At 68.6% G+C, this 24,410-nt stretch carries 28 protein-coding genes; 9 read left to right on the forward strand and 19 right to left on the reverse strand.

Going from position 1 to position 24,410, the window contains the following annotated elements; genetic code table 11:
• Positions 1 to 35: 35 nt before the first annotated feature.
• The 17 genes from ACFY4A_RS35210 to ACFY4A_RS35290 all read right to left on the reverse strand — a co-directional run bounded on the left by ACFY4A_RS35210 (position 36) and on the right by ACFY4A_RS35290 (position 12,602).
• Positions 36 to 728, reverse strand: coding sequence for an AAA family ATPase (locus tag ACFY4A_RS35210; RefSeq protein ID WP_222995841.1), 693 nt, complete (start codon positions 726 to 728; stop codon positions 36 to 38).
• Positions 725 to 1,804, reverse strand: a complete 1,080-nt coding sequence (locus ACFY4A_RS35215) for a hypothetical protein (RefSeq protein ID WP_222995842.1) — start codon at positions 1,802 to 1,804, stop codon at positions 725 to 727. The genes ACFY4A_RS35210 and ACFY4A_RS35215 overlap by 4 nt, the downstream gene beginning before the upstream one ends.
• Positions 1,801 to 2,628, reverse strand: coding sequence for a hypothetical protein (locus ACFY4A_RS35220; RefSeq protein ID WP_189902691.1), 828 nt, complete (start codon positions 2,626 to 2,628; stop codon positions 1,801 to 1,803). Before ACFY4A_RS35220 ends, ACFY4A_RS35215 begins: the two co-directional genes overlap by 4 nt.
• Positions 2,625 to 3,254 (reverse strand): GTP cyclohydrolase I, encoded by a 630-nt coding sequence (gene folE / locus ACFY4A_RS35225; RefSeq protein WP_181802182.1) that lies wholly within the window; start codon positions 3,252 to 3,254, stop codon positions 2,625 to 2,627. The genes ACFY4A_RS35220 and folE overlap by 4 nt, the downstream gene beginning before the upstream one ends.
• A 56-nt stretch (positions 3,255 to 3,310) precedes the next feature.
• Entirely contained in the window at positions 3,311 to 4,054 is a 744-nt protein-coding gene (locus tag ACFY4A_RS35230; protein ID WP_285557734.1) for a 7-carboxy-7-deazaguanine synthase QueE, read from the reverse strand.
• The gene (locus ACFY4A_RS35235) at positions 4,051 to 4,461 is read right to left on the reverse strand and encodes a 6-pyruvoyl tetrahydropterin synthase family protein (protein WP_390833382.1); all 411 of its coding nucleotides are present in this window, start codon (positions 4,459 to 4,461) and stop codon (positions 4,051 to 4,053) included. The genes ACFY4A_RS35230 and ACFY4A_RS35235 overlap by 4 nt, the downstream gene beginning before the upstream one ends.
• Positions 4,462 to 4,520: 59 nt before the next feature.
• Positions 4,521 to 4,988 (reverse strand): DUF6082 family protein, encoded by a 468-nt coding sequence (locus ACFY4A_RS35240; protein WP_390833383.1) that lies wholly within the window; start codon positions 4,986 to 4,988, stop codon positions 4,521 to 4,523.
• Positions 4,989 to 5,061: 73 nt separating this feature from the next.
• Entirely contained in the window at positions 5,062 to 5,637 is a 576-nt protein-coding gene (locus ACFY4A_RS35245; RefSeq protein ID WP_359223443.1) for a DUF6624 domain-containing protein, read from the reverse strand.
• The gene (locus ACFY4A_RS35250; RefSeq protein ID WP_390833384.1) at positions 5,634 to 6,206 is read right to left on the reverse strand and encodes a hypothetical protein; all 573 of its coding nucleotides are present in this window, start codon (positions 6,204 to 6,206) and stop codon (positions 5,634 to 5,636) included. The genes ACFY4A_RS35245 and ACFY4A_RS35250 overlap by 4 nt, the downstream gene beginning before the upstream one ends.
• A gap of 74 nt (positions 6,207 to 6,280) precedes the next feature.
• Entirely contained in the window at positions 6,281 to 6,772 is a 492-nt protein-coding gene (locus tag ACFY4A_RS35255; protein WP_390833385.1) for a LuxR C-terminal-related transcriptional regulator, read from the reverse strand.
• 128 nt (positions 6,773 to 6,900) lie between these two features.
• On the reverse strand, positions 6,901 to 8,154 hold the full coding sequence (locus ACFY4A_RS35260) for an acyl-CoA dehydrogenase family protein (RefSeq protein ID WP_390833386.1): 1,254 nt from the start codon (positions 8,152 to 8,154) through the stop codon (positions 6,901 to 6,903).
• Positions 8,155 to 8,241: 87 nt separating this feature from the next.
• The gene (locus ACFY4A_RS35265; protein ID WP_285557742.1) at positions 8,242 to 8,883 is read right to left on the reverse strand and encodes a GAF domain-containing protein; all 642 of its coding nucleotides are present in this window, start codon (positions 8,881 to 8,883) and stop codon (positions 8,242 to 8,244) included.
• The gene (locus ACFY4A_RS35270; protein ID WP_390833387.1) at positions 8,883 to 9,551 is read right to left on the reverse strand and encodes an ATP/GTP-binding protein; all 669 of its coding nucleotides are present in this window, start codon (positions 9,549 to 9,551) and stop codon (positions 8,883 to 8,885) included. Before ACFY4A_RS35270 ends, ACFY4A_RS35265 begins: the two co-directional genes overlap by 1 nt.
• The gene (locus ACFY4A_RS35275) at positions 9,523 to 9,927 is read right to left on the reverse strand and encodes a DUF742 domain-containing protein (protein ID WP_355152121.1); all 405 of its coding nucleotides are present in this window, start codon (positions 9,925 to 9,927) and stop codon (positions 9,523 to 9,525) included. Before ACFY4A_RS35275 ends, ACFY4A_RS35270 begins: the two co-directional genes overlap by 29 nt.
• Positions 9,924 to 10,439, reverse strand: coding sequence for a roadblock/LC7 domain-containing protein (locus ACFY4A_RS35280; RefSeq protein WP_061916021.1), 516 nt, complete (start codon positions 10,437 to 10,439; stop codon positions 9,924 to 9,926). Before ACFY4A_RS35280 ends, ACFY4A_RS35275 begins: the two co-directional genes overlap by 4 nt.
• Positions 10,440 to 10,509: 70 nt before the next feature.
• On the reverse strand, positions 10,510 to 12,027 hold the full coding sequence (locus ACFY4A_RS35285) for an ATP-binding protein (protein ID WP_390833388.1): 1,518 nt from the start codon (positions 12,025 to 12,027) through the stop codon (positions 10,510 to 10,512).
• A 182-nt stretch (positions 12,028 to 12,209) separates the two neighbouring features.
• The gene (locus ACFY4A_RS35290) at positions 12,210 to 12,602 is read right to left on the reverse strand and encodes a DUF6415 family natural product biosynthesis protein (protein ID WP_040896748.1); all 393 of its coding nucleotides are present in this window, start codon (positions 12,600 to 12,602) and stop codon (positions 12,210 to 12,212) included.
• A gap of 390 nt (positions 12,603 to 12,992) precedes the next feature.
• Between ACFY4A_RS35290 and ACFY4A_RS35295 the strand changes: the two genes are divergently transcribed.
• The 3 genes from ACFY4A_RS35295 (at position 12,993) to ACFY4A_RS35305 (ending at position 15,697) form a co-directional block, all read left to right on the forward strand.
• Complete coding sequence (locus tag ACFY4A_RS35295; RefSeq protein ID WP_040896747.1) at positions 12,993 to 13,775, forward strand: aminotransferase class IV family protein; 783 nt, start codon at positions 12,993 to 12,995, stop codon at positions 13,773 to 13,775.
• Between the two features lie 9 nt (positions 13,776 to 13,784).
• Complete coding sequence (locus ACFY4A_RS35300; protein WP_390833389.1) at positions 13,785 to 14,702, forward strand: SUMF1/EgtB/PvdO family nonheme iron enzyme; 918 nt, start codon at positions 13,785 to 13,787, stop codon at positions 14,700 to 14,702.
• Positions 14,703 to 15,196: 494 nt separating this feature from the next.
• Positions 15,197 to 15,697, forward strand: coding sequence for an SAM-dependent methyltransferase (locus ACFY4A_RS35305; protein ID WP_390833390.1), 501 nt, complete (start codon positions 15,197 to 15,199; stop codon positions 15,695 to 15,697).
• Positions 15,698 to 15,759: 62 nt separating this feature from the next.
• Here the strand turns inward: ACFY4A_RS35305 and ACFY4A_RS35310 are convergent, their stop codons facing one another.
• Positions 15,760 to 16,269 (reverse strand): ATP-binding protein, encoded by a 510-nt coding sequence (locus tag ACFY4A_RS35310; RefSeq protein WP_181802170.1) that lies wholly within the window; start codon positions 16,267 to 16,269, stop codon positions 15,760 to 15,762.
• Between the two features lie 131 nt (positions 16,270 to 16,400).
• On the opposite strand from ACFY4A_RS35310, the gene ACFY4A_RS35315 reads away from it, so the two are divergent.
• The gene (locus tag ACFY4A_RS35315; protein WP_390833391.1) at positions 16,401 to 17,642 is read left to right on the forward strand and encodes a helix-turn-helix transcriptional regulator; all 1,242 of its coding nucleotides are present in this window, start codon (positions 16,401 to 16,403) and stop codon (positions 17,640 to 17,642) included.
• A gap of 65 nt (positions 17,643 to 17,707) precedes the next feature.
• Here the strand turns inward: ACFY4A_RS35315 and cutA are convergent, their stop codons facing one another.
• Positions 17,708 to 18,034: a divalent-cation tolerance protein CutA gene (gene cutA / locus ACFY4A_RS35320; RefSeq protein ID WP_006143010.1), complete on the reverse strand. Its 327-nt coding sequence runs from the start codon at positions 18,032 to 18,034 to the stop codon at positions 17,708 to 17,710.
• Between the two features lie 1,036 nt (positions 18,035 to 19,070).
• Between cutA and ACFY4A_RS35325 the strand changes: the two genes are divergently transcribed.
• From ACFY4A_RS35325 to ACFY4A_RS35345, 5 genes are all read left to right on the forward strand, one after another.
• A complete protein-coding gene (locus ACFY4A_RS35325; protein WP_390833392.1) occupies positions 19,071 to 20,288 on the forward strand; it encodes a tyrosine-type recombinase/integrase in 1,218 nt (405 codons plus the stop codon).
• Between the two features lie 492 nt (positions 20,289 to 20,780).
• Positions 20,781 to 22,076: an alpha/beta fold hydrolase gene (locus ACFY4A_RS35330; protein WP_390833393.1), complete on the forward strand. Its 1,296-nt coding sequence runs from the start codon at positions 20,781 to 20,783 to the stop codon at positions 22,074 to 22,076.
• Positions 22,077 to 22,148: 72 nt separating this feature from the next.
• Positions 22,149 to 22,784: an MBL fold metallo-hydrolase gene (locus tag ACFY4A_RS35335; RefSeq protein WP_390833395.1), complete on the forward strand. Its 636-nt coding sequence runs from the start codon at positions 22,149 to 22,151 to the stop codon at positions 22,782 to 22,784.
• Positions 22,785 to 22,829: 45 nt separating this feature from the next.
• On the forward strand, positions 22,830 to 23,609 hold the full coding sequence (locus ACFY4A_RS35340; protein WP_390833396.1) for an exodeoxyribonuclease III: 780 nt from the start codon (positions 22,830 to 22,832) through the stop codon (positions 23,607 to 23,609).
• A 116-nt stretch (positions 23,610 to 23,725) separates the two neighbouring features.
• Positions 23,726 to 24,166: a DUF6278 family protein gene (locus ACFY4A_RS35345; protein ID WP_390833397.1), complete on the forward strand. Its 441-nt coding sequence runs from the start codon at positions 23,726 to 23,728 to the stop codon at positions 24,164 to 24,166.
• Positions 24,167 to 24,410 lie beyond the last annotated feature (244 nt).

The raw sequence follows: 24,410 nt of genomic DNA on the forward strand, positions 1-24,410 counted from the left end.
GTGCGTTCCTTGTCGATCGGGGAGGGAGGGCCGGTTTAGACGGTCAGACGCAGACGGTCGGCCAGGGCAGCGGCGGCAGCCTTGAAGACCTGCTCGCGGTCCAACTGGGCGACGTCCAGCGTCAGCCAGGCGCCGCGCTCCGCCTGTTCGCGCATCTGGTCCAGGACGGTGTCCTGGTAGCGGATGAAGTCCTCGTCACCGCCGCCGGCGTGGCCGGCCTCCAGGGAAGTGAACGAGCCTTTGCGGACGAGAGCCTCGCGGGCACCGATGTTCAGGAAGAACACCAGGTCCGGCTTTGTGAGATGCGCGAAGACCTGCTCGCACAGGCGGGGGGAGACCTCGGGGTTGACCGCGTACCGAGCGAGGATCTTGTGGTGCGCGTTGTCGAGGATCACGTGGGTTCCCGCGGCGAGGGCCGGCTGGATGACGAGCCGGTCCTGCAGGGTGTACCAGGAGGCCAGGGCAAGCAGCCAGTAGTGGTCGCCGCATGCCTGGGCGACGCCGACGTCGCGCCGGTAGACCAGCTCGTTGAGGCGGTCGAGGTAGGCGGACAGCTCCGGGTCCCGGCGGACGTCGGTGCTGTGCTTGCCGATGAGGACTGCCGTGTGGCCGGCGTCGTTGAGGGCCTGGTGCAGGCGGGCGGCGAGGGTGGACTTGCCGGCCCCGTCACCACCGACGAAGGTGATCAGCTTCCCGGCTGCGGTGGTGGTCGGCGCGTTCGCCGTCATCGGGATTCTCCCAGGGGGTGGGTCGGGCTGGCGGTCAGGCGGCCGGTGATGATGGTGCGGATGCGGTCCACCAGGACGGCGCGCTGGCGCAGGACGTCGCTGTGACGCTCATTGGACAGGTCGGCGGGATAGTGCGTGGCGAGGTTGTTGGAAATGACGTGGAGGTAACCGAATCTGATCCCCGCCTGGCGCGCCGCCGCCCCCATGGGGCCGATCTCCGGGTCGACGAAGGCGTACGAGGCGGTGTGCTGGGCCAGCCAGTCGCGGTTCTCCAGCAGGATCGACGGGGAGGACACGTGCAGGCCGCTGCGCACCCCATCGTGGGCGGCGGCGTAGTCGCCGAAGAAGTCGTCCCAGCTCACCATCGCCCCGCGTACCAGGCTGGTGTTGCCGGTCGCCAGCCAGGCGTTCGGTTCGACGCCAGGGGTCAGCGAGCCGACCTTGCCGACGTAGACGACGTCGCCTGCGCCGAGTTCGGCAAGGCGCGTGACGACCCGTCCGGCCACGTCTCCCCAGATGCTGTGGAGGAACCCGAGGTAGACCACGCGACGGCCGGCGACGTCGAGGCGCTGCCAGGCGTAGCCGGGTCCGCGGGTCCACACTCCGTTCTCGGGAGCGAGGTACTGAAGGCCCCAGCCGACGATCACCAGGTCGCCGTCCAGTTCCAGGTCGAGCGCGTCGAGCGCCGTTCGGCACTCCTCCTGCTCGGGCGGCTGATAGGTGACGGTGCCGACGGGGCGGCCGGTCATGGCCAGATACGTGGCGATGATCAGGGCGTAGTGCTGGACGTAGTCGGCTCCGGGGAACGCCTTGACGATGAGGTCACGGCCGTGGATCTCTGCGGTGGGCCGTTCGATGTTGAACAGCTTCCCGGTCTTCTCGTACCGGGAGATCACCGCCGTGCGGTCGTAGCCGCCGATGACGCGGATGCTGTCCCAGTCCTGGTCCTGGATGAGGTGGTGGACCTTGATCTCCAGGTAGCGCAGCAGCCTCGCGTGGGTCATAGTGTGCCCGGCCGGCTCGATCGGAGCGGCGCGCAGGAGTCCGGGGGTCGGGTCGGCGAGTAAGGGCGTCATCGGTGCTCCTCGGCGATCGTCACGGTGCTGCCGGCCGCCGCGCGAACGACGGAGATGTTCTTCCGGATGAGGTCGAACCGGTCTTCGGGGATTGGGCCGAGCTTCTCGATGCGGGGCGTGGAGGGCTTCTCGTATGGCCCTTCGGGCAGCAGGGCGACGCCCATCGCGCCGAGGATGACCGGAGCTGCGCCGTCCACGGAGGAGATCCACTCGTGCTCGCGCTGCTCGATCAGCTCCAGGTGCCCGGTCCGGCCCAGACCGAGCAGCCGGTAGATGAGCAGATCGTCGACCAGGCCGCGATCCTGCAGGTAGGCGGTCGCCAACCAGCGGGTGCGGCACAGTTGCTCGTCGGGATCCGGTCGACGCGAGGCCGGCAGGGCGATGGCCCCGGCCCAGCCGCTGGTCACGAAGGCGTCGTAGGTGCGCAGCCACTCGTCGTCGTCCGCGGCGTGCAGGACCGCGCACAGCCGGAATGCGTCGCCGGACAGCTTCCGGATCTCTCGCGCGGCCTTCTCGCTCGCCTTCAAGGTCGCGGTCCCGTCCCGCATGACGTCCGGCAGGATGATCTCCCTCGCGGACACCGCCAGCGCGGCTTCGACGAGGCTTTCCGCCGGCAGGGCGTAGCCGAGGTCGAAGAGCCCGTTGTCGATGATGATCTCGGCGCCGCGCTCGGCCTCGTGAGCGAAGAAGGCCCGGTAGCTCTCGTCGGACAGCACGTGCTGGGCGGCCACGTGGTGGACGCGGGCCGGCTCCTGGGCGACGAAGTTCTTCAGGTAGGCAGGCGGAGCGATGACGGAGAAGTCGATGCCCGCGGTGGTGATCACGACGCCCCCCACAGGCCGGTGGTGAGGGTGAGGAACTGCTGGGAAAGGACGGGGTCGGTGCCGAAGCGCCCGCCCGAGTGCACCGTGGTGGTGCGAGCCTCCTCCATCCGTACGCCCCGCATGCTCATGCACAGGTGCACGCCGCGCACGGCGACGGCGATGTTCTCGTGTCCGATCACGCCGTTGAGGTATTCGGCGACCTGGCGGGTGAAGCGTTCCTGGACCTGTAGTCGGCCGGCGAAGTGCTGGGCGATCCGCCCGAACTTCGACAGGCCCACCACCTCGCCATCCGGCACGTATCCAGCCGTGACCTGCAAGTTCATGGGCAGCATGTGGTGCTCGCAGAGCGACCACACGCTCATGCCGCCCACGATGACCAGCTGACCACCCAGCTGGGACTCGGTGAAGCAGGTGGCCGTTTCGGCGCCGTCCGGGGACAGGAAGGCTCTCCACCAGGCCGCGACGCGGTCCGGGGTGCCGGTCAGCCCCTCGCGGGCGGGGTTCTCGCCCAGCTCGACCAAGAGCTGGTGGATCAGGCCGGCGACCCGGCCGGTGTCGATGACCGCAGTGGGCCCGGCGACGGCAGCCGTCGGCGCCGCCGCAGGGCTGGCGATAGAGGTCGTCATGGGCGTCTCTCGTTTCCGGGGACTGGGGAACGGATGGGGCGTGGAGTCGCGTGCGGTCAGCGGCCTCGGGCGTCCGCGAAGGCCAACACGTGAAGACGGGTGGTGAAGTGCCAGTGCCGGGCCGCGACCCCGTCCGCGAGGACCCGGGTAGTCGCGGTGATCACCTCGGGGGTGGTGCCCTCCGGCATCACCCACACCGGCGCGAGCCGGTGGGCGTCGGCCAGCTCGGCGATCCGGTCGAGGTCGTCCACCGTGGAAGCGACGAACTTGAACGCCGCCCGCCCGGAGGCCACAAACGCCTCCAGCGCGGCTGGCACGATGCTCTTGGTCTCCTTCACGCCGAAGCTGGCAAGCTTGGGCGAGACGTTGAACCGGACCCCGTCGGCCACCAGCTCGGGAGTGGGCGCGATGGTGCCGTTCGTCTCGAACTCGATCCGCTTGCCGGCTGCTATCAGTCCCCGGACGAGAGGCACCAGTCGCGCCTGCTGGATCAACGGCTCGCCGCCGGTGATCACGACCAGCTCGACCGGTGAGGACGTGGCCCAGGCCACCAGGCCCGCGACGGATTGCCTCGTCGACTCCTCGTGCGGGTCGAAACGAGACCAGTCCCAGGTGTACTTCGTGTCGCATCTCGTGCAAGTGAGGTTGCACCGGGACAGGCGGATGAACAGGGCCGGGTGTCCGCAGCTTGGGCCCTCGCCCTGAAACGTCGGCACCTCGGTACCGAAGCACTCCGCGACGATCAGGGATTCGCCTTCGGCAGCTTCCGGTTCGAGGTTGAGCGGCTTGGTTGTGGTCATTGGCCCACCACATCGAAGCGGGCCCAGCTGCTTGCGGTCTCGCGGACTAGGACGGCGACAAGGCGGCCGGGGATCTCCGACTGGAGGTTCTGAACGAACCAGCCGGCCAGGAACTGGGCCAGGCGCTCCGAGGTGGGCTCGAAGGGCAGGATCTCGTGCAGGTTGTGGTGGTCGAGCTCGGTGTCCAGGAACGACTTGAACGGGGCGAGCGCACCGAAGTCCGTGACAAAGCCGGGATCCCCCAGCGCGGATGCAGTGAGGATGACCTCAACCTCGTAGCTGTGCCCGTGCTGGCGGGAGCACTTGTGCTCATGCGGCAGCCGGGGAAGCCGATGGCCAGCCTCGAAGGCGAACTTCTTACCGATGGTGAAATTGCCGGGCGGTAGTGGAACAGCAGTGAAGCCCATTCGATTTCTCCGAGAGGTGAGGGTGTGGCTGATTCGGGCGGGGTGGGGCAGCCGCCTCTTCAGGCGGCTACGGGCTGTGCCCCCAGGTGGTTCTTCGCGGCCTTGTCCAGCACCTTGGTGAAGTGCTCGGCGCGCTCGTCGCCCTCGGCCTCCTGAGCGCGGAGGCCCCCGAAACGGGCCCAGTACCGCCGGCAGACGTCCCTCTCCATCAGCTTCGAGGCGTAGAACGGCAGACGCCCGTCCCGGACGAAGCCGAGGCGGTCGCGCAGACTGAGCATGCAGAGGAGCTGGTTGGCCTTCAGCAGCTGCATGTACTCCTCGACATCCAGGTCCTCGGGCGTCCAGAGCTTGGCGAGGTCAGGGTTGGCGGACATCTGCGTCAGCCAGTCGAGTTGGTTGCGCGCGACGGTCGCCTCATTTCGTTCGGCCTGGTGCCGCGCGTCCTGCCCCAGCCGGGCGGCTCCGACCACGACGGTGGCGAGGGAAACTGCGGCGCCGGCAGCGAGGACGGCGGTGGTGAGCTTCATGCTTTAACGGTCCTTTCACGCAAAGTGATCTGGGGCGAAGGCGGGTCTGTGGAAGCCTGCGGGGCTCGCTGCGTCATGCGACCCCCGCTAGCACGACGGCCGGTGAGCCGCCGTCAATGCGATCCAGGGCGTACCGGCGGCGCACAGTGTCCAAAGCGACGGCGATCGGCGGCAGTCCGACGGCGGCCCTTCGCTGGTCCAGCAACTGCGGCATACGCAGTGGGCACAGCTCCACCCCTGCTGCGCTGAGGACGAGTTGCGTCCCGAACTCTTGGGGTCGCCCGCTGTTGACCAGGGCGCGGTCGTGAAGGTGGGCCCAGTGCTGGATGCGCGCATCGCCGTCCTGGACCGCACGTTTCAAAAGGGTGGTGGCCGCCCGCTGGAAGTCGGGTTCGTCGTCGGCGTGAAGAGCGATGCTCCAGGCGGCACGTGCTGCGTCGGGGCCCACGAGACGGTGGCCGGGCCAGTCATGTTCGGCCAGGATGCGGCGCAGCACTTTGGTGTCGGCGTGCTCAGCGTGACGGTCCTGGCCGAGGTGGACGGCGTCGAGCTGGTTGCGTACGCGTCTGGCCCGGCGTGCTGCCGACTGTGCGGCGCGGGCGATGAGTTCGCGGGCGAGGTCCGGCCGCAGCGGTTCCGCGGTCCTCACGCGATACTCCGCTGGTCGGCGGCGGACTGCGGCTCGTGAACCTGGCAGCCGATGAGCGCGCTCAGCCCAGGCCGAAGCTCGGCGGTGAGTTCGAGACGCGCGACTCGGTCATGGTGCTGTCCGGTGCCCGATCCACGGACGTCCCAGCCCATGTCGGTGAGCCGACGAAGGAATGTGGCGATCGGATCGACGTCGAGAGGATGGCGGGCCATGGCCTCTGCCCGCACAAGCGGTACCTCGAGCCGGGCGGCGAAGTCGGAGGCCCACAGAGTGATCAGCCGGACGGTGTCATCGGAGTGACCGGGCAGGGTGTGGACGCAGTCCAGGAAGAGGCACGGGCCTTCGCCCCATCCGAGGTCGGGCCCGCGTTGCGGGATCATGCAGGCCAGAAGCAGCCCGTCCTCGAACAGTCCGGCCGGCTTCACCTGCGGGGCGCGGAACAGGGCCGGGATATCGGACCGGGCGGGGGTCGGCACGCCGGGCATGGCGAGCCAGTGCTGACGGTCCTGGACGAGGGCCGCGGCCTCGTCCCGTTCGGCGTCGGTGCGCAACGACCGCATCTCGTACACGGCCGGTAACCCTGTCGCGCATTGGCTTCGAGGCGCGGGGGAGGACTCGATGGCCGCAGAAGCGGGTGAGGCATTCACTGGCTCGCTCCGCTCTCCATCGTGGTGGCCCGCCTGGTGCCCAGCAGGCCCCACGCGTGGGCCCAGACGACAAGTTGGGTGGTGTTGGCCGCCCCGGTCTTGTCGAGCAGTTCGTCATGTGCGGCTCGGACGTCGGCGGGCGCGATCTTGGCTATGGCAGCAATGTCGCTGGGATTGCTGTGCTCAGCGACCGCCCGCAGCAACAGTTGCTGCTCTGGACTGAGTTCCGGGATTGGCCTGTCCGTTGTGGGCGGAGCGACCTGCCGGGCGTTGCACAGGAAGTGCACGATCACCGGGGGCTTGCAGCGGGGCGGGCAGTGGAGGCTCTCCCGGATGTCGCGTACGTACTGGCGGACGGTCACGGCCGACAGCCCGGTCCTCGTGGCGATCTCTTGAGGGCTGAGGCCGTCCACGAGGTGCTGGGCGACGCGCTGCTGGGTCGGGGTCAGGGGGGTGATCGGTGCGCTGGTCGTCATGCGCGGGGTCACGGGTGTCTCTTTCGCGGCTGGGTTGAGGGATATCGGGTGGGGTGTCGCCGGACCCCGCGGGGGACGGGGGCCGGCGACACGGGCCCGTGCGCGGCGGTCTGGATTCACGGGGCGCCGCACACGGGGGCTCATGCGGCTGTCGGGTCGGGGCGGGCCCACGCCGCTTCGGCGGCGAGACGTTCTGACCACTGGATGTGGGCCTCGTCGAAGGCGGCGTCGGCGAGGCGTATGCGCTGGACTTCGCCGGTTCCGGCCGGTGGGTAGGTGAACTGGATGTCGCGCCACAGGCGCTGGAGGATGTAGTCGCCGTTGAGGGCGTGGGCGCCGTGCAGCTCCATGGCGTCCTGGGTTGACTGCATCGCCCACTGGTGGCCGAGGTACTTGGCGTTGATCAGGTCGGTGTCGCAGGGCAGGCCCTGGTCGAGGAGGTGCACGGACTGATAGGCCAGGATTCGCCCGGCGCGCAGGCGGGCCTCCATGTCACCGATGCGGTCCCGCAGAACCGGCAGATCGGAGAGGGCGCCCCGGTAGCGGGAGCGCGTCTTGAGGTAAGCGGTCGAGGTGGCCACGACTGCCTCGTGTATTCCCAGGCTGACTGCGGCCAGGTTGGGACGGCCGTACAGGATGCTGCTGCTCTGCGCTACGCCCAGCCCCTGGCCGATCTCTCCGACCACGTTTTCCTCGGGGACGCGGACGTGATCGAGGTCGAGGCGGCCGGCGGAGAAGCCGTGCAGGCCGAGGCCGGGACGGTGGTCGGCGACTGAGAGCCCTCGGCGCTTGGATTCGACCATGAACGCGGTCAGCGCCTGGGAGGTGCTCACGCCTGCCTTGGCGGTCCGGGCGACCACGAGGTGGGCTCCCGCGAGGTGGCTATTCCCGATGTGGATCTTGCTGCCGGTGATCACCCATTCGTTGCCGACGTGCTCGGCGATGGTCTCGATGCCGCCGATGTGTCCGCCGGCTCGCGGTTCGGTCACGGCGATCGACAAGAGCAGTGAACCGTCCGCTACGCGGGGCAGCCAGCGGCCCTTCTGCTCATAGGTGGCGAAGTGCAGCAGGGCGCCGACGGGGATCAGCGTGGCCTGGAGGATGGCCGCCGCAGCCGCCGAGACGCGGGCAATGCGGTGGACGAGGATTGTCTTGGCCACGTGTCCGGCGTCCAGCCCGCCGAAGGAGGACGGGACGGTGACGGCGAACCAGCGTCGTGCGGCCATCAGGTCGGCGACCTTGCGCTCCACCCTGCCGGGGGCGGCCTCCATGCGTGCGGCGCGCGGCGCGATGTGCTCGGCCGCGAAGGCGTCCGCCTCGTCCCACAGCAGTTCGTGGCGGGCGTTGAGATAGGGGCGCAGCGCCGGCGGCGGCGTGGTGGGTGTGGCGGGCATGGTCCTCTCCCTCTCCCTGGATGAAGGTCGCACGGTGGAGCGGCCGGGGATCGCCTGCGGCTCCCGGGTGGGGGGTCGTGCAACGGACTAGCGGACGGGCGCGCGGGCGATGTGGTCCATCACCCGGACGCCGGCGTTGATGACGATGTCTCTCAGCCGTCGGGCCTCGCTCAGGGGCCGCTTCTCGGGGTCGATGACGCACACCGTGCCCAGCACGGTGCCGCTGTCGTGGATGAGCGGGGCACCGAAGTAGGAGCGGATCCCGACCGCGTCGACCACGGGGTTGCCGCTGAAGCGCGGGCTGGCGTGCACGTCATGCAGCGGAAGGGCCTTCTTGCGGGCCATGACCTCCGGGCACCAGCCGTGGTCGCGGCTCATGGTGCGGCCGACGATGACGTACCCGCTGTCCGCGGGCGGCTGGTGCAGCCCGACGAAGGTCTGCTCCTCCAGGAAGAGGTTGACGAAGCCGTACAGGAACCCGGCTTGTGTTGCCATGTCGCGGGCCAGTTCGTCGAAGTCCTCGCTGGCAGCGGTGGGCACGCCTAGGCGATCCAGCAGCTCGTACCGCTGCGCCAGCTCGGTCGCCTGCTGGGCCTGCGGGACGGGGACGGCGGCGCCGGCGGGGAGGGATGGCCCATGGGTGACGTCCCGCATGGTACGTCGCGGCAGCGACTGCGTGAGGGGGGCGGTCTGCCGCGCGCGGTAGGGGTCGTTGGGCTGATACGACATCAGGCGTCCTGAAAGGTGGTAGTGGATGCGGGGCGAGCGGGGCTTGCCGATGCGCTCTTCAAGGCGTGACCAACGAGGGTCAGCAGGACGCCAGCGACGTGGTTCGGATCGCGGGCGTCGCAGGTGACCACCGGCACAGAGGCGGGCAGTTCGAGGGCGGTGCGGACCTCATCGGGGTGGTAACGATGTGCTCCGTCGAACTGGTTCACCGCGACGACGAAGGGCAGGCCGATGTCCTCGAAGAAACCGACGGGGGTGAAGCTGCTTTCCAGGCGGCGGGTGTCGACCAGGACGACCGCGCCGACGGCTCCGCGACAGAGGTCGTACCAGAGGTCGACGAACCGGTCCTGGCCGGGCGTGCCGAACAGGAACAATTCCAGGGGCACGGGCGCGTCGGGCAGGTTGAGGCGACCGAAGTCGAAGGCGACCGTGGTGGTCTGCTTGGCCTCGACGCCCGCCAGGCTGTCCACGTCCGCGCTCGCCTCGGTCAGGTACTCCTCCGTGCTCAGCGGCGTGATCTCACTGACGGCACCCACGGCGGTGGTCTTGCCCGCGCCGAAACCGCCAGCGATCACGACCTTCAGCACGGTCGGTGCACCGGTACGCGGGCGCGACGACGGCCGCAGCACCACGGCCGGGTCACCCGGCCTGGGGGTAGGCGATGGCATCGGGCCACTTCCTCTTCAGGCCCGCAGATAGGGCCGCCAGCAGTTGTGTAGAGGGACGTGCATGCGCGTCGGACGCGGCATAGGCGGTGACGGGGACGACCAGGGCGTCGGCGTCCAGGAGGTCGGAGATAAGGATCTTGACGGCGGTTACGGGACGGCCGAGTCGGCCCGCCAGCTCGGTCACCGAACGCCGGTGCTCCCGGCACAGGGCGAGGATCTCTGCGCATTCTTCGGCCTGGCCCGGGCCGGGCCGCCCGGGTCCGGCGTCCAGCACCGTGTCCAGGCCGAGCAGATGCCGTGGCCGGGTGCGACCGCGCGTCAGGGTGTAGGTCCGCACGAACGTCGAATCCTCGGCCGCGCTCCCGTGTGCGGTCACCGGACCTCATCACCCGTGCCGACGCGGACGGGGATCTGCATGTAGGGGGCGAACTTCTGCACCAGGCGCCCCATCTCGAACCCGACGGTGCCGGCATCGGCGTCCATGGTCGCGATCACCGCGAGGACCGTGTCCACCACTCCCCGTTCGTTGCCGGGATGGCCCTCGAAGGCCGCGCTGCGACCGGAACTCTGGACGAAGATCAGACAGTCGTCTCGCTCGATGACGACCTGCCTCGCCGGCCTCTTCTTGTGGGTGGGACCGGTGATGTTCGCCGCGAGTGAGGCCACTCCGCTGATGGCGGCCGACAGTTCGTCCGCCCAGTCCTTGTCGACGTCGCTGTCCAGCAGCCGCAGTCCGTCCCGCGAGAGCAGGACGGCGTGCGTGACGCCCGTCGTGTCGGAGGCGAACTGCCGCAGCAGCCACGCCATGTTGTCCCGCTGTCCGCTTGCCGTTGTCTCCGTTGCGGGTGCGTCGCCGGTCACGTTGTTCATCGCGGGGTGGGTACTCATAGGGATCGCTCCAGAAAGGGGGGAAGGGCCAGCGGATGTAACGGCCACCGGGAACGTGGAGGGACGAGGTTCAGGGCCTTGGGTGCTCTGTCGAAGCGGTGGGAGAACCGGCTTGCCCGCCGGCCTGGATGCCGGTGCGGAAGGCGGCTGCGAGCCCTGGCGTCGCCTCGGTCACGGGGGCTTGCTCCCGCTCGTGTGGCGGACGGAACGTGCCGGCCTGGCGTCTACGCGTGGGAAGCGCGGGTGGATCAGCAGGGTGACCTGCCTGTGCGGCTTCCGGCGCCCCTGAGGCACCGGGGAGTGGGACCTGCCCCGGCCTCGGGGTGGCTGGAGTCGCGGCAACCTGCTGCGGTTGCGGCGCCAAGGGGCGGGCGTCCTGGGGCAGCGCGCTCGCATCGTCGACGGAGGGAATCGCTACTAGGAGCCGTGCCGGGATGACCACCAGGGCGGTGGTGCCTCCCGTCACGTTCTCCTGCAGGAGAACGGACAGCCCGTGCGACTGGGCGATCTTCGCTGCGACCAGCAAGCCGAGCTGCCCCGCTCGCACCTGGCCGCTGACGTCGACCTCGTCGGGGGCCTGGAGCAGGTGGTTCATCTGCGCCCGCGTCTGAGGATGCATGGGGATGGCCCGGTCCTCGACCTCGACCGCCAGCCCGTTCGCCACCCGCTGCGCACGCACCATCACCTTCGTAGCCGGATCGGAACACTCACAGGCGTTCTCGATCAGCTCAGCCAGCAGGTGCGTCAGGTCCGGACCCACATGGCCGGGAAGGCCCAGCTCCGCGCCCACGGATCCGGCCGCAACCGCCACCCGCGGGTACTGCACGACCTCGGAGACGGCGCCGCGCAGCACGCTCTTGACGGGAACGGGCCGACGCACGCTGCGCAGGGACTGCCCGCCCAGCACCGCCGTGCTCTCGACCTGGCGGCGCATCCGTGTCACGAGGTGATCGATCTCGAAGATCTTGGCGAGCAACTCCGGGTCGTCGGTCAGCATCTCCAGCTGGCTCAGTGCCTCAAGCGCCTTGCCGACCAGCGCGTGCTCGCGCATGGCCAGGCGACGCAGCACTTCCAGGAGGACGACGGACTGGGACTCGTCGTGCACCCGTATCAGCGACGCGATGGCCTGCACCTGGAGGGCACTCAACGCCTTGTTGATCTCGGCGTTCGGACTGGCCGATGGTGGCACCAGCAGGTCCGGCAGCGGCGGTCGTCCCCCGCGGCACAGCTCGTCTGCCGACCACTGCACCGACTTTTCGACGGCCGCCGCTGCTCCTGCGACCGCTGCCAATGCCGCTGCCTGGGCATGCTCCGCAGCCGTCTGCACGGCCCCTGCAGCCGTTCGCGCTCCGCGAGCCGCCAGCGTGGCGCCCCCCGCCAGTCCGCAGACCAGGCCGGCGAGGAGCCAGCCGGGGCCCACCGCGGACACCGACCAGAGGATGAAGGCGGCACCCAGCAGTACGGCAAGGAGCACTAGGGGCAGTGCGACGGCGCGGTGGACATGGTGCAGCGTGAACGCGTCGATCTGAGGCCGCCGTCGGCGGTGGCCGGTGGCGGCCGGCCCTGCCGCAAAGGCGCTGTCAGGCATGGGAATCCTCGTCAGGGTGGGGGTGGCTAGGCGTGCTGCGGCGTCAGGTCTGCGCAGGTCTGGTGTGTGCTGCGTGGGGTCGAGCTCCCGTGGAGCGATGCAGCCGCATACTCGATCACCACGAAGAGCCAGCCACGCCATGGGACCGAGAATCAGCGCGATCAGAACTGCCCCGGCGGCGGTCATGTCCGGGGCACCGACGCGGCCAGAACCACGCAGGCGAGGGCGAGAGCGAAGACCGCGCCGCGCAGCACGTTGATCGGCGGCTTCCACCAGCGCCGTCTCTGGACCGGCTTCGCAGGGGGCACGTCGTGGGCCTGCACGGCAGCGATGAGGTCTTGGGTTGCCTCGGCCAGCCTGACCAGATGGACCCTGCTGGGCATGTAGCCCTCGGGGATGCCCGCCGAGGCGAGTTGCTGCGCGCGGCGCAGTACGGGTGCTTCCGGGGGCACAACCAGCCCGAGCTGGCTGACGTGACCGCGAAGGCGGCACGCGAGTTCCTCCACGTCGGCGGCGCTCTCCGGCAGCGGCGACTCCTCGTCCAGCACGAGCGCCACCGTCTCCGCTGCGGCCATCGACCGTTCGCGGTCAGGGCCTGGTTCGGCACCGACAGCGCCCTGTCCGCCCGGGCCAACGCGCTGGCTGGCGTCCCGGCGGAAAGTCAGCCGACGACGCATGAGACAACTCCTGTTCGCATGAGGCCAACTCGGCTTGGCCGTGGTCGGTGAGACGCCTGGTGTCGGGCGCAACCGTGTTCTCCCCGGCGGGTGGCACACGGGAGCGCGGCATGCGGCGTCGTGACATCGCGCTGCGCTGATCACCTCGCCGATCACTCGACGTGATTGCGCGGTGACTAGAGAACACCTCGCGGTGAAGCCTGGGGAATGACTTTCAGATGACGTTGACTCGTCAGTAACCCTGTTTGGGGTGCCGCCGGAGCAAAGGGGCCTGACATGCTGGGCGCCATGGTGACTCTCGATGGAACGCCCGTATCCGTAGACGACCTGCTTCCCTTGGCGCTCACAAACGTCGGCCACTTCACGTCCATGCGCGTCGACTCCGACGGCACCATCCGCGGCCTGACGCTGCACATGGAACGCCTCGCACGGGACTGCAAGATCGTGTGGCATGCGGCTTTGGACACCGACCGCGTGCGCGAGTACGTCCGCCAGGCCCTGGAGGCACAGCCCCATCCGTGCGTCGTCCGTGTCACGATCTACGACCCGAAGGTCGAGCTGGGCCACCCGGCTGACGCCAACGAACCGCACGTTCTCGTGTCCGTGCGCGGAGCCGGCGCCCTGCCGCCGGCTCCGCTGCGCGCCCAGAGCCTGGTCTACGAGCGTGACCTCCCCGAGGTGAAGCACGTCGGCCTCTTCGGCGCATTGCACATCAGGGGCGCGGCCCAGCGAGCGGGCTTCGACGACGCCTTGTTCGTCGGCCGCGACGGCTTCGTCTCCGAGGGCGGTACTTGGAACGTGGCCTTCATCGACCAGGAAGGCACCGTGGTGTGGCCCGACGCCCCCGTACTGCCCGGCGTCACCATGACCCTGCTCCAGCAGCAAGTCGAACACCGCACCGCCACCGTTACGTTGGAACAGGCGAAGGGCATGGCTGCGGCCTTTGCCACGAACACCTCGATCGGCGTCCGCCCCTTGGCCGCGATCGACGACACCCAGCTCCCCGTCGAACACCCCGTCTTGACGCGGCTCCAGGAGGCGTACCTGTCGATCCCCGGCGAGACGCTGTAAAGCAGCACCATGGCAGGGGTGACTAGGTGGACCGGCCGTGAAGCCGAGCTGCTGCGCAAGGCCATGCGGAAAACACAGAAGGAGTTCGCTGAACTGGTGGGAGTCAACCCCCGTCAGATCCCTCGCTGGAAGAGCCGGGCGGAGACCATCGAACTCGAGCTCGACAACCAGGCAGCCCTGGATACTCTCCTGGCCCAAGCCGAGCCCGACGTCCAGCAGCGGTTCGCCACGCTCCTGACCGAACGTGCCGCTGCTGAGCATGATGAGCGCGCCGAGGAACTGCTGCGAAAGGACCCGAGCACCCGCCGGCACTCGATCGACGGGAAGGTCATGACCCTCGTCGAAGAGGGCATCTACCTCTCCGGCCCCGACAACCGCGCGGTGTGGCTGGAGCCGTTCTTCATCGACGTCTACCCGACGACCAACGAGGACTACGCGAAGTTCGTGCAGGCCACCAATCACCGGCCACCCCAGCACTGGCCTGACGGCCGCTGCCCCGCCGCCCTGGCCACCCACCCCGTGGTGTGGGTGACGTGGCACGACGCGACCGCCTACGCCCGCTGGGCAAGCAAAGCTCTGCCGACCGCTCGGCAGTGGGAGAAGGCGGCTCGCGGACCGCGCGGGCGCATCTACCCCTGGGGCAACGAACCGACCGCCGCGAAGGCGAACACGGCCGAGGCCGGCATCGACGCGACGACCCCCGTCTCCCGTTACCAATCCGGCGTCAGCCCATTCGGCATCTTCGACATGTGCGGCAACGTCTGGGAGTGGTGCTCCACCGAAGAGGAGCCCGGCATCGGGCGGTACTACCTGAAAGGCTCGGCGTTCACGTCCCCGATCGAACGGGCTGCGCCGTCCTTGATGAACACTGCCGCTGCCTCGATGAAGGACAACGACACTGGATTCCGCTGTGCTGTGCCAGCGTGATTCGGGAGCCGTGAGCGACCAGTCGATCCTGCATCGGTTGCCGTGAGAGACGGCTCCGGCCATCAGGGCGCTGCCCGCATCAGGCGATGACGGGGCGCACCTCGTACTGCGGTTGCTTGTCATCAGCTTGCCGCCAATCTCAGCTCACACCATGTGATGGCGTCGGCGTCCTCGACTCGGCCAGGCCCCTCGTCCCTCTTGGGTGAGCGACTGCACGAGCACCAGGCAGCGGCCGTTCTCGTCGGCGTCACGAAGGGCTTCCTGCCGGGCGCGGCCATGACAGATGTCCAGCGCAGTTCGGTCGTGCCCGCGACGGCATCGTCCGCATTCAGAGCGAGCTGCCGCCTGACCGGCAACGCCTCGGTCGCCACCTCACCGAACTGGACCACCGGGCGCGGAACATGCTGCGGGACATAGGCTGACCGCGACACGGGCTCAGGGCCCCGTACGGCACCTCGTGGATCCGCGTCTCCAAGGGGGAGGACCCAGTACCGGTGACGACGTACGAGGTCGAATCGATCGCAACGGTCGTTGGCGGCCACACCTGCGTTCAGGATGACTACCAGGGTGGGGTCGAGTCGGTCATCCGACTCAACGACGCATACCCCCTGGAAACCCTCCAGGGCATCGATGAGTTCTCCCACCTGACGGTGACGTGGCGCTTCCATCTGGCGCGACCCGAAGACGTCCAGCTCCACGCGCGCAGCCCCCGCGGGAATCCGGACTGGCCGCCGACCGGTACCTTCGTCCACCGCAACCATCGGCGTCCCAATCAACTGGCGATCAGCTACCCGCGGCTGCTCAAGGTCGAGGGGCGGGATCTGTTGGTCACCGATCTCGACGCTGTAGACGGAACGCCCGTGATCGACTTGGCACCGTACTTCGAACAGATGGGGCCTCGTGGCCCGATCCGTCAGCCCGCCTGGCCCGGCGAGATGCTCGAACCGAATTACTGGGCGAAGGCAGGCGAACGGCCCTCGGAGCGCCCTGCATGACAGAAGCGACTGAGCTGCCCGGCTTGCCATTTGCATCGTCGGGAACCAACTGGAGGTCTGGCTCAAGCTGCAGCCCTCGCGTCTCGGAACTCACACCACGTCTCCTCACCGCTGCTCTCCCATACGTCTGAGATCGCATCGACCAGCCGGATCCCGCGCCCCGATTCGCCGTCGGGTCCGGCTTCCTTGAGCACAGCGGGCGCCGGGTTGTGGTCGGTTACCGAGACACGCACCACGTCGACGGCCACCGTGATGCGGAGCACGACTTCGCCCTCACCGTGGACCACGGCGTTGGTGACCAGCTCCGAAACGGCCAGTACGACGAGCCCCGCCACCGGCTCCGAAACACGGCACCGCCGCAGGAACGCCCTGGCTATGCGCCGCATCTCCCCGACCTTCGCGAGGTCGGGGAGAAGGGCCGCCTGACAGGCATGGGATGCCGCCGGTACCTCTGCCCTCTCCCATGCGCCGGGCTCGTCTTCCTGAACTGGCCTGACGCATGACGCGCCTGCTGTAGCCGCACAGCTACGGATGCCCCCGCCGGGCGGGGCCGCCTCTTGGAGCCTGGTCATGTGGGCTATGGCACCGTGCTGCGACGCCGTCGACCAGGGGAATCCAGAGGGGGAAAATTATGTCAAGGGGGAAACTGGAGGGGGGAATTGAGGCCATGATTGGATTCCGCCCACCAACAGAGGTCACACTCATGCCAGACCCGTTCGCCGACCTGCTCCTCCGGCTTCGGCAGGAGGCGGGCCGGACACAGGAGGAGCAGGCGGAGGCGATCAACGCTGTCTCCGGCCGGGACACCATGACCCGCCGAGAGATCAGCCGTTATGAGAACTTCGAGAACATTCCTACCAACCACACAATCGGCCACATCGCGGCGGCCTGCGGTGTCCCCTTCGAGGAACTACAGCGAGAGGCCAAGGCCGCCCGCGCTCGGAAGAGAAAGGGGCATGCCGATGCAGGGGAGGACCAAGACGCCGTGAAGCGTCGCACGCTCCTGGGTAGCGCCACTATCGGCGTGAGCGTGGCCGCCGAGCCCTGGGGGCGCCTCGCCTTCGCCCTCAGCAAGGGGACCAAGATCGATTCGCCCGCTGCCTCTGCGCTCATCGACCGAGCCGCTGAACTGCACGTCCAGGAACTCAACCTCAGCGCGCGGCGGCTACAAAAAACGGTCGAGTCGCATCTTGACGCGATCACTACGGCCCTGCCTCGTGCAGGCGAACACGAAGGCGCTCTCACCATCGCCGCCGGGGAAACCGCCGCTCTGGCCGGTTGGGTGGCCTGGGACCTGGGGGAGCACGACAAAGCCAACGCCTACTACAAGGTCACGTCGCAGTGCGCGGCGGCTGCCGGGCATCCTCCACTCCGAGCCCTGGCCCTGACCTACAGCAGCTACGGCGCTTTGACGCCAAAGGCGAAGATGGAGTTCCTCTCCCAAGCCGCCAACGACGTGCGAGGCCACGGTAACGCTACTGCTGCCGCCTGGGTTCTCGGTAGGCACGCGGAAGAAGCTGCGGCGGCCGGCGACGAGGTGGGGGCGCTCCAGGCGTTAGACCGAGCTCGCTTCGCCTACGATTTCGCGGACTACACCAGCGAGCAGGCATGGGTCAGGTTCGTGACCCCATACCGCATGGACTCGTTGGCCCTGTCCGTGTACGGCCAGCTGAGGCGCCCCGAGCTCACGTCCACAGCTGATACCGCGGTCGACCGCCTCGGAGACGGGCTACCGGACGGAGGCGTCGTAGTCCTCGGTGATCTGGCGTCGGCCCTACTGCGTGGGGGTGACGTCGACCAAGGCGTCTACGTGGCCCGCCAGTTCGCTGCGGCGGCACAGGCCAAGCCCAACACCATGGGCAAGGAGCGGGCGGCGGCTATTGCAGCGTTGCTCCCTGACAGCGAGCACGAACTTGCCGTTCATTTCCGGCGGTTCGCATCCTGATCCACCTCGGGTGGCACGCGGCAAGCCCAGGGCACCAACGTCACCGACGCCCGGCCCGTGGCTCCTCAGTCGGATTCCGTCTCCTCGAAGACCCAGGACAGGTACGCCTCCGACCCGCCGGTTACGGGCAGTGTGATCCATTGGGGGACGTCGTACGAGTGCTTCTCGTGCACCCACGCTTCTAGCGCGGGAAGGCGGTCCGTCGTAGTCATATACGAGATGCGCCACTCCCGCGCCGCCTCGACCTTCCCCTTCCACCAGTAGAAGGCGGTGATTGGCGCATCGATGTGAACTCCCGCTGCCAGCTTGCTCTCGACCGCACCTCGGGCCAGCATCGTCGCCTGCCCCTCGTCGTCGCTGGTCGTCTGAGCAATCACAATATCGTGGGCCATGCAACTACCTCTCCAGCTCGGGTACCGCGACCCTACCCAGCCGTCCAGGGCACACCGAGAGCCGGTCGCCACCTCTGAAGGCGAGTGAGGGCTCGACCACGACCTGTACCAGTCAAGTGACGGCGGGCCATGCGGGGGACGCGTCGCTTCGGCACTGCGGTGGCAGGTTCTCATCAACGAGGTCGTGCGGCTTCATTATGCAGGCGCCGGGTCCGTGTGCTTCACAAGCCCGCGACAGGAGGACTTGCTGGCTGTCGGCGGCCATTCGCTCACGGCAGACGAGAAATAGGACCACAGGACTGGATACCTCCGTCCGGACCATGTCAACGTACAACGTCCCGGAAAACACCAGGCCAGGATGTGCAGATGCTCCACTGCGGCTCAGGTTGCGAAATGCCTTGGAATCCTGCACCCGTGTGACTGCCTTGCTGGCAGGGCTCCTACTTGGGGAGGTCCGCCTGTCTGACTCCGCTATTCGATCAGCTCGCTTCACTGCACCCGCTCTTTATACCCGCGGCGCGTCTGAACGCCTGGTACAGCCAGGCAGCCGGCGACTACGGGACCCTTTCCGCCGGGCTGTACGTCTGCCTTTGCGTGGCTGGCCTGTTCGGCGAGGACCTGTTGCAACCCGGCTATCGCAGCGTCAGTGCCGCCCTCGCATACCGTGCGGCACGTCTTGGCGCCGCAACACGGCAAGTGGCACTCGCCATCAGGACGAGCGACTCGCTGCCCGGAATCTCGACCGCCTCACCGATGACGGTCTGCTGGTGCTCGCCACGGACGGCGCGCACCTGGTTGCGCGTCGGCTGGCCCTGGCTGCGGCGGGCCTAAGCAGATGCCGCCTTCGTGATGCGGTGCGCAACATAGACGACGATCGCCGGTTAGCAAAACCGGCGATCGTGAGGTTCCTTGAGGACGTTCGCATGCGCGGCTGTGCTTGGCGGCGGAGCTGCAGCGAACTCAGCAGCCCGTGAAACGGAATGGCACTGGTCTGGTGCCAGCCAGATGATCCGGCGCCCTGCTGGTGCAGGTTCCCTTGAAGGAGAGTGAGTACCCCCTGTCCGTTCCGATCAAGAAGCTTCCACCCAACTCCAAGGGGCAGGTGCGCTACCGGTTCGTAGTCGACGTGGGTGTCGACCCTGCCACCGGGAGGCGGAAGCAGCTGACGCGTACGTTCGCCACTCTCAAGGAGGCGAAGGCTGAGTACGCGCGCATCACCAACCGCCGCGAGGAAGGGACATTCGTACCTCCCAACCAGATAACTGTCAATGAGTGGCTTGATCAGTGGCTGGCCATGAAAGCAGAGGATCTGGAAGAGACCACTGTCTACAACTATCGGGTCACCCTCGACCGGGTTCGGGGGAGGCTGGGGCGCATCCGGCTTCAGGAACTCACCGAGGAAGATGTAGAAGAGTGGATGCACTGGGCGTTGAAGCACGGGCGTGTACGTGGTGGTAAAGCAGGTACTCCGCTGGGAGTGACCAGCGTGGAAATGAGTCTCGCCCGATTGAAGGACGCCCTGAATCGAGCCGTTACGCGTCGGCTAGTAACCATGAATGTAGCCCAACATGTGACCATCCCACGTAGGGCACGTAAAGAAGAGCGAAAGAAGAAGCAGGAGGTGAAGCCGTGGAACGTGCAGGAGATTCAGACGTTCATTCACGGTGTCCGGACAGAACGGCTTTACGCTGCCCTCTTGCTGTCCCTCATGGGTCTACGTCCGGCTGAAGTCTGCGGACTCCGATGGGAAGACGTGGACTTGGAAGCCGCCACGATCACCATAGCCAACACGCGGACGATGATCGGAAATCGGTACGTTGTGGAGAAGGACACCAAGTCCCTGGCTGGGGAACGGGATCTTCCTTTGCCGGCACCGGTGCTGGCTGCCCTCAAGTCGTTCAGGGCTCTCCAAGCCAAGGAGAAGCTCGTCCTCGGTGAGGCTTACTCGGATTCCGGATACGTCGTGGTGCACGAGACCGGGGAAGCCTTCACGATCAAGCAGCTCCGCAGACGCGCTTACCGGCTCATGGAGATCCTTGAACTCCGCAGAGTGCGCCTCTACGACGCTCGCTCCTCCTGCCTCACATACCTCGCCAACAAAGGCGTGCCGGATCACATCCTTGCCCGGTGGGCCGGACACACGAACGTCAAGACCACCAAGAAGTGGTACGTGAAGCCGGACGTGGAGGACCTCCGCGGAGCCGCCACGACGTGGGACGGCCTGCACGGTACTGCGACGGAGGGGCAAGCGTGACTCAGGCGGCCTGCCGATTGGGAGACCTGCCCAGCCGTATGGCAGTCAAATCGAGGTGACCCGGAGGCCGGCTGCTGGCTGTGGGCCAGCGACGGCAACGGGGGAGGGGCGGCCAGGCTGCGGCCAACGTCTCCCCTCCTGCGAGGGAAGGCAGAGCTTGCCCGCCGTGTGGCGTTCGGGCTGTTCGTCGGTGAATCCCGGAAGGTTTTCAGGTGCGTCATGCCGATCCTTGGGGACGGCACTACACGCTTTGCTGCAAACCAGACCGTCTGGAAAGCCGTGCCGAGGGTGGGAAGCTGTGCGGCGCAGGGATTGGGAGGGTGGGCGAGCCGGGAGGACGCACTGTCCCCACCGTCAGGCGTGCACATCGAAGAACCCGTACCTGCACCCATGAGGGTCTCGGCAGTGCCGGGCATGCCGCGCCGCGAGGTCACGAGCCGCCGGGTTCACCTGGCCGTGTGAGATTTCGTGAGACGTGAGAGGGTCTGGGGCGTGAGTGAGACACCCCCGAACACCCTGCAATACCGCTTTGACGGGCCAGAAGACGCTCCGGTCCTGATCTTGGGTCCCTCACTGGGTACCACATGGCACATGTGGGACCGGCAGGTCCCGGAGCTGACGAAGCACTGGCGTGTGTTCCGGTTCGACCTGCCGGGACACGGGGGAGCGCCCGCGCACCCCGCCGACTCGGTCTCCGACCTGGTCACCCGACTGCTGGCCACTCTGGACGGACTGGGTGTGCAGCGTTTTGGCTACGCCGGGTGCGCGCTCGGCGGCGCGATCGGCATCGAACTGGCACTGCGCCACCCGGAACGTCTCGCCTCCCTCGCGCTGATCGCCACCTCGCCGCGGTTCGGCACCCCGGACGAGTTCCGGCAGCGCGGGGTGATCGTCCGGACGAACGGGCTCGACCCGATCGCCCGCACCTCCCCGGAACGGTGGTTCACCGGCGGTTTCGCCGCCGCGCAGCCCGCGATCACCGACTGGGCCGTGCAGATGGTGCGCACCACCGACCCCGGCTGCTACATCGCCGCCTGCGAGGCCCTGGCCGTCTTCGACGCCCGCGCCGACCTCGGCCACGTCGGCGTGCCCACGCTGGTCCTGGTCGGCTCCGACGACCAGGTCACCGGCCCCGCCGAGGCGCGCACCCTGGTCGCCGGCATCCGCGACGCCCGCCTGGCCGTCGTGCCCGGCGCCTCCCACCTGGTGCCGGTGGAACAGCCCGTCGCGGTGACCGACCTGCTGGTGCGGCACTTCTCCACCGCCTGGCACCCCGGCTTCGACTCGACCACCGGTCACATGGCGATCGTCGGGCCCCCGGTCAAGCCGGTGCTCGCCGCGCCCCCGCAGACCTCGCCCATCGCCGAGATCGCCCCGGCGCCCGTACCGGCGCAGGCGGCGGGCCTGCCGGACCGGTACGGCACCGGTCTGAAGATCCGCCGCGAGGTGCTGGGCGACGCGCACGTGGACGGGGCGCTCGCCGAGGCGGAGGACTTCTCCGGCGACTTCCAGGAGTTCCTGACCCGCTACGCCTGGGGCGAGATCTGGGACCGGCCCGGCCTCGACCGGCGCACCCGCAGCTGTGTCGCCCTCACCGCCCTGGTAGCGGGCGGCCATCTCCAGGATGTCGCCGCCCACACCCGGGCCGCCCTGCGCACCGGCCTGACCCCGGACGAGATCAAGGAGGTGCTGCTGCAGACCGCGGTGTACTGCGGGATTCCCGCCGCGGGCGCGGCCTTCCGGATCGCCCAGCAGGTCATACGCGAGGAGACGACGCTCACGGAGTGATCCCCCACGGCCGGGCGCCGCTACCGGGGACCACCCGCGCGCCCGGCGCACGGGTGGTCCAGGCTGGGGAGTATGAGACTCACGAAGAAGTCGCACGCCTGCGTACGCCTGGAGAAGGACGGGCAGACGCTCGTCATCGACCCCGGCGGGTTCAGCGAGCAGGACGCCGCGTCCGGCGCGGACGTGATCCTGGTCACCCACGAGCACGCCGACCATTTCGACGAGGGGCGTCTGCGGGCCGCCCTGGAGTCCCGCCCCGGCACCGAGATCTGGACCCTGAAGTCCGTCGCGGAGCAGATCGCCGCCGCCTTCCCGGGCCGCGTCCACACCGTCGGCCACGGCGACACCTTCACCGCCGCGGGCTTCGACGTGCAGGTCCACGGCGAGCTGCACGCGGTGATCCACCCGGACATCCCGCGCATCACCAACGTCGGCTACCTCGTCGACGGCGGCCGCGTCTTCCACCCGGGCGACGCGCTCACCGTGCCCGGTGTCCCGGTCGAGACACTGATGCTGCCGGTGATGGCGCCCTGGAACAAGATCTCCGAGGTGATCGACTACGTTCGCGAGGTCGGGCCGCGGCGCGCCTACGACATTCACGACGCCCTCCTGACCGACCTGGCCCGCCCGATCTACGACCGTCAGATCGGCGCCCTGGGCGGCGCGGAGCACCTGCGGCTGACGCCGGGGGCGTCGGCGGAGGTCTGAGCCGGGCAGAGGGCGTTGTCAGTGGCGCCGGGTAGGTTGTGAGGCATGCGCATCGCGACCTGGAACGTGAACTCGATCACCGCCCGCCTGCCCAGGCTGCTGGCCTGGCTGGAGAGCAGCGGCACGGACGTGCTGTGCCTGCAGGAGGCCAAGGTCGCCGAGGACCAGTTCCCGTTCGACCAGCTGCGCGAACTGGGCTACCAGGCGGCGGTCCACGCCACCGGCCGGTGGAACGGCGTGGCGGTGCTCTCCCGCGTCGGGCTCGAGGACGTGGTCCGCGGCCTGCCCGGCGACCCCGGCTACGAGGGCGTCGAGGAACCCCGTGCCATCTCGGCGACCTGCGGCCCGATCCGCGTCTGGTCGGTGTACGTGCCCAATGGCCGCGAGGTGGACCACCCCCACTACGCCTACAAGATCCAGTGGTTCGAGGCCCTCAGGGCGGCCGTCGCCGGTGACGCGGGCGGCAGCCGCCCCTTCGCCGTCCTCGGCGACTACAACGTCGCGCCGACGGACGACGACGTCTACGACCGCGCCGCCTTCGAGGGCTCCACCCACGTCACCCCGGCCGAGCGCGCCGCCCTGACAGCGCTGCGCGAGGTCGGCCTCTCGGACGTGGTCCCCCGGCCCCTGAAGTACGACCACCCCTTCACGTACTGGGACTACCGCCAGCTCTGCTTCCCCAAGAACCGCGGCATGCGCATCGACCTTGTGTACGCCAACCAGCCCTTCGCGAAGGCGGTCACCGACGCCTACGTCGACCGCGAGGAGCGCAAGGGCAAGGGTGCGTCCGACCACGCCCCGGTGGTGGTGGACCTCGACGTCTAGGGCCTTTCGTGCGGATCAGCCCGCGAGCCCGGCATGATCCGAACGAGAGGCCCCGGGGTCCGGCCGGGCCCGCGCGCCTGTGGTGCGCCCGGCGGTGCGGATGTCACCCTGGGGCCATGGACATCCCTTTCCTGGGCAGGTGGCGCAAAAGGCAGGACTCGTCCTTCGGTGCCGTGGTGTTCTCCGAGGGGTCCGAGGGCCGGGCGGGCCTCGCCCAACTCCTCTCCGAGTGCGAGCTGTTGCGGTCCCAGGTGTCCGGGGCGGGCCTCCGGCTCGACGATTCCGCCGCCTCCCTGGAGGCGCTGGACCAGTTGCTGCCGCGCTGGCGCGACGACGAGGAGACCCTGACTTGGCTCGGCAACGACGCCGGGCTGTACCTGGGCACGGTCGTCGTACGGACCGTGCCCGGCGCCGGCTGGGAGATCGGGCCGGGCGGCCGTCCGGTCGTCCGGCTGGCCTCCGGACGCGAGATCGACGTGGTGACCGCCGGCCACGACTGGGCCTGCGCCGGAGTACCCGAACTCTCCCAGCTGTACGCGGAAATCGCGGAGGCGTGAGCGCCGGGACGAGCAAGGGCGGCAGACCGTAGGAGGGCGTTCCGCCACACCGCCGGGCTCGGCGAGTCCGACCTCGACTACGATGTTTCGCTCGTCCCTTGTGGTGATGGCGCCTTGGCCCACCGCCCCCGGGACGGGGACGCTGCTGCAGGGTGAGGCACCCCCACGGCGGCCCCTCGACCTTAGGGGGCAGCAGGTCACAGAGAGCCATACCCGGCCGGCGGCAGCCGGAGATCACTGCTCG

Origin of the sequence: Streptomyces sp. NPDC001292 (assembly GCF_042896465.1) — a bacterium.
GTDB lineage: Bacteria > Actinomycetota > Actinomycetes > Streptomycetales > Streptomycetaceae > Streptomyces.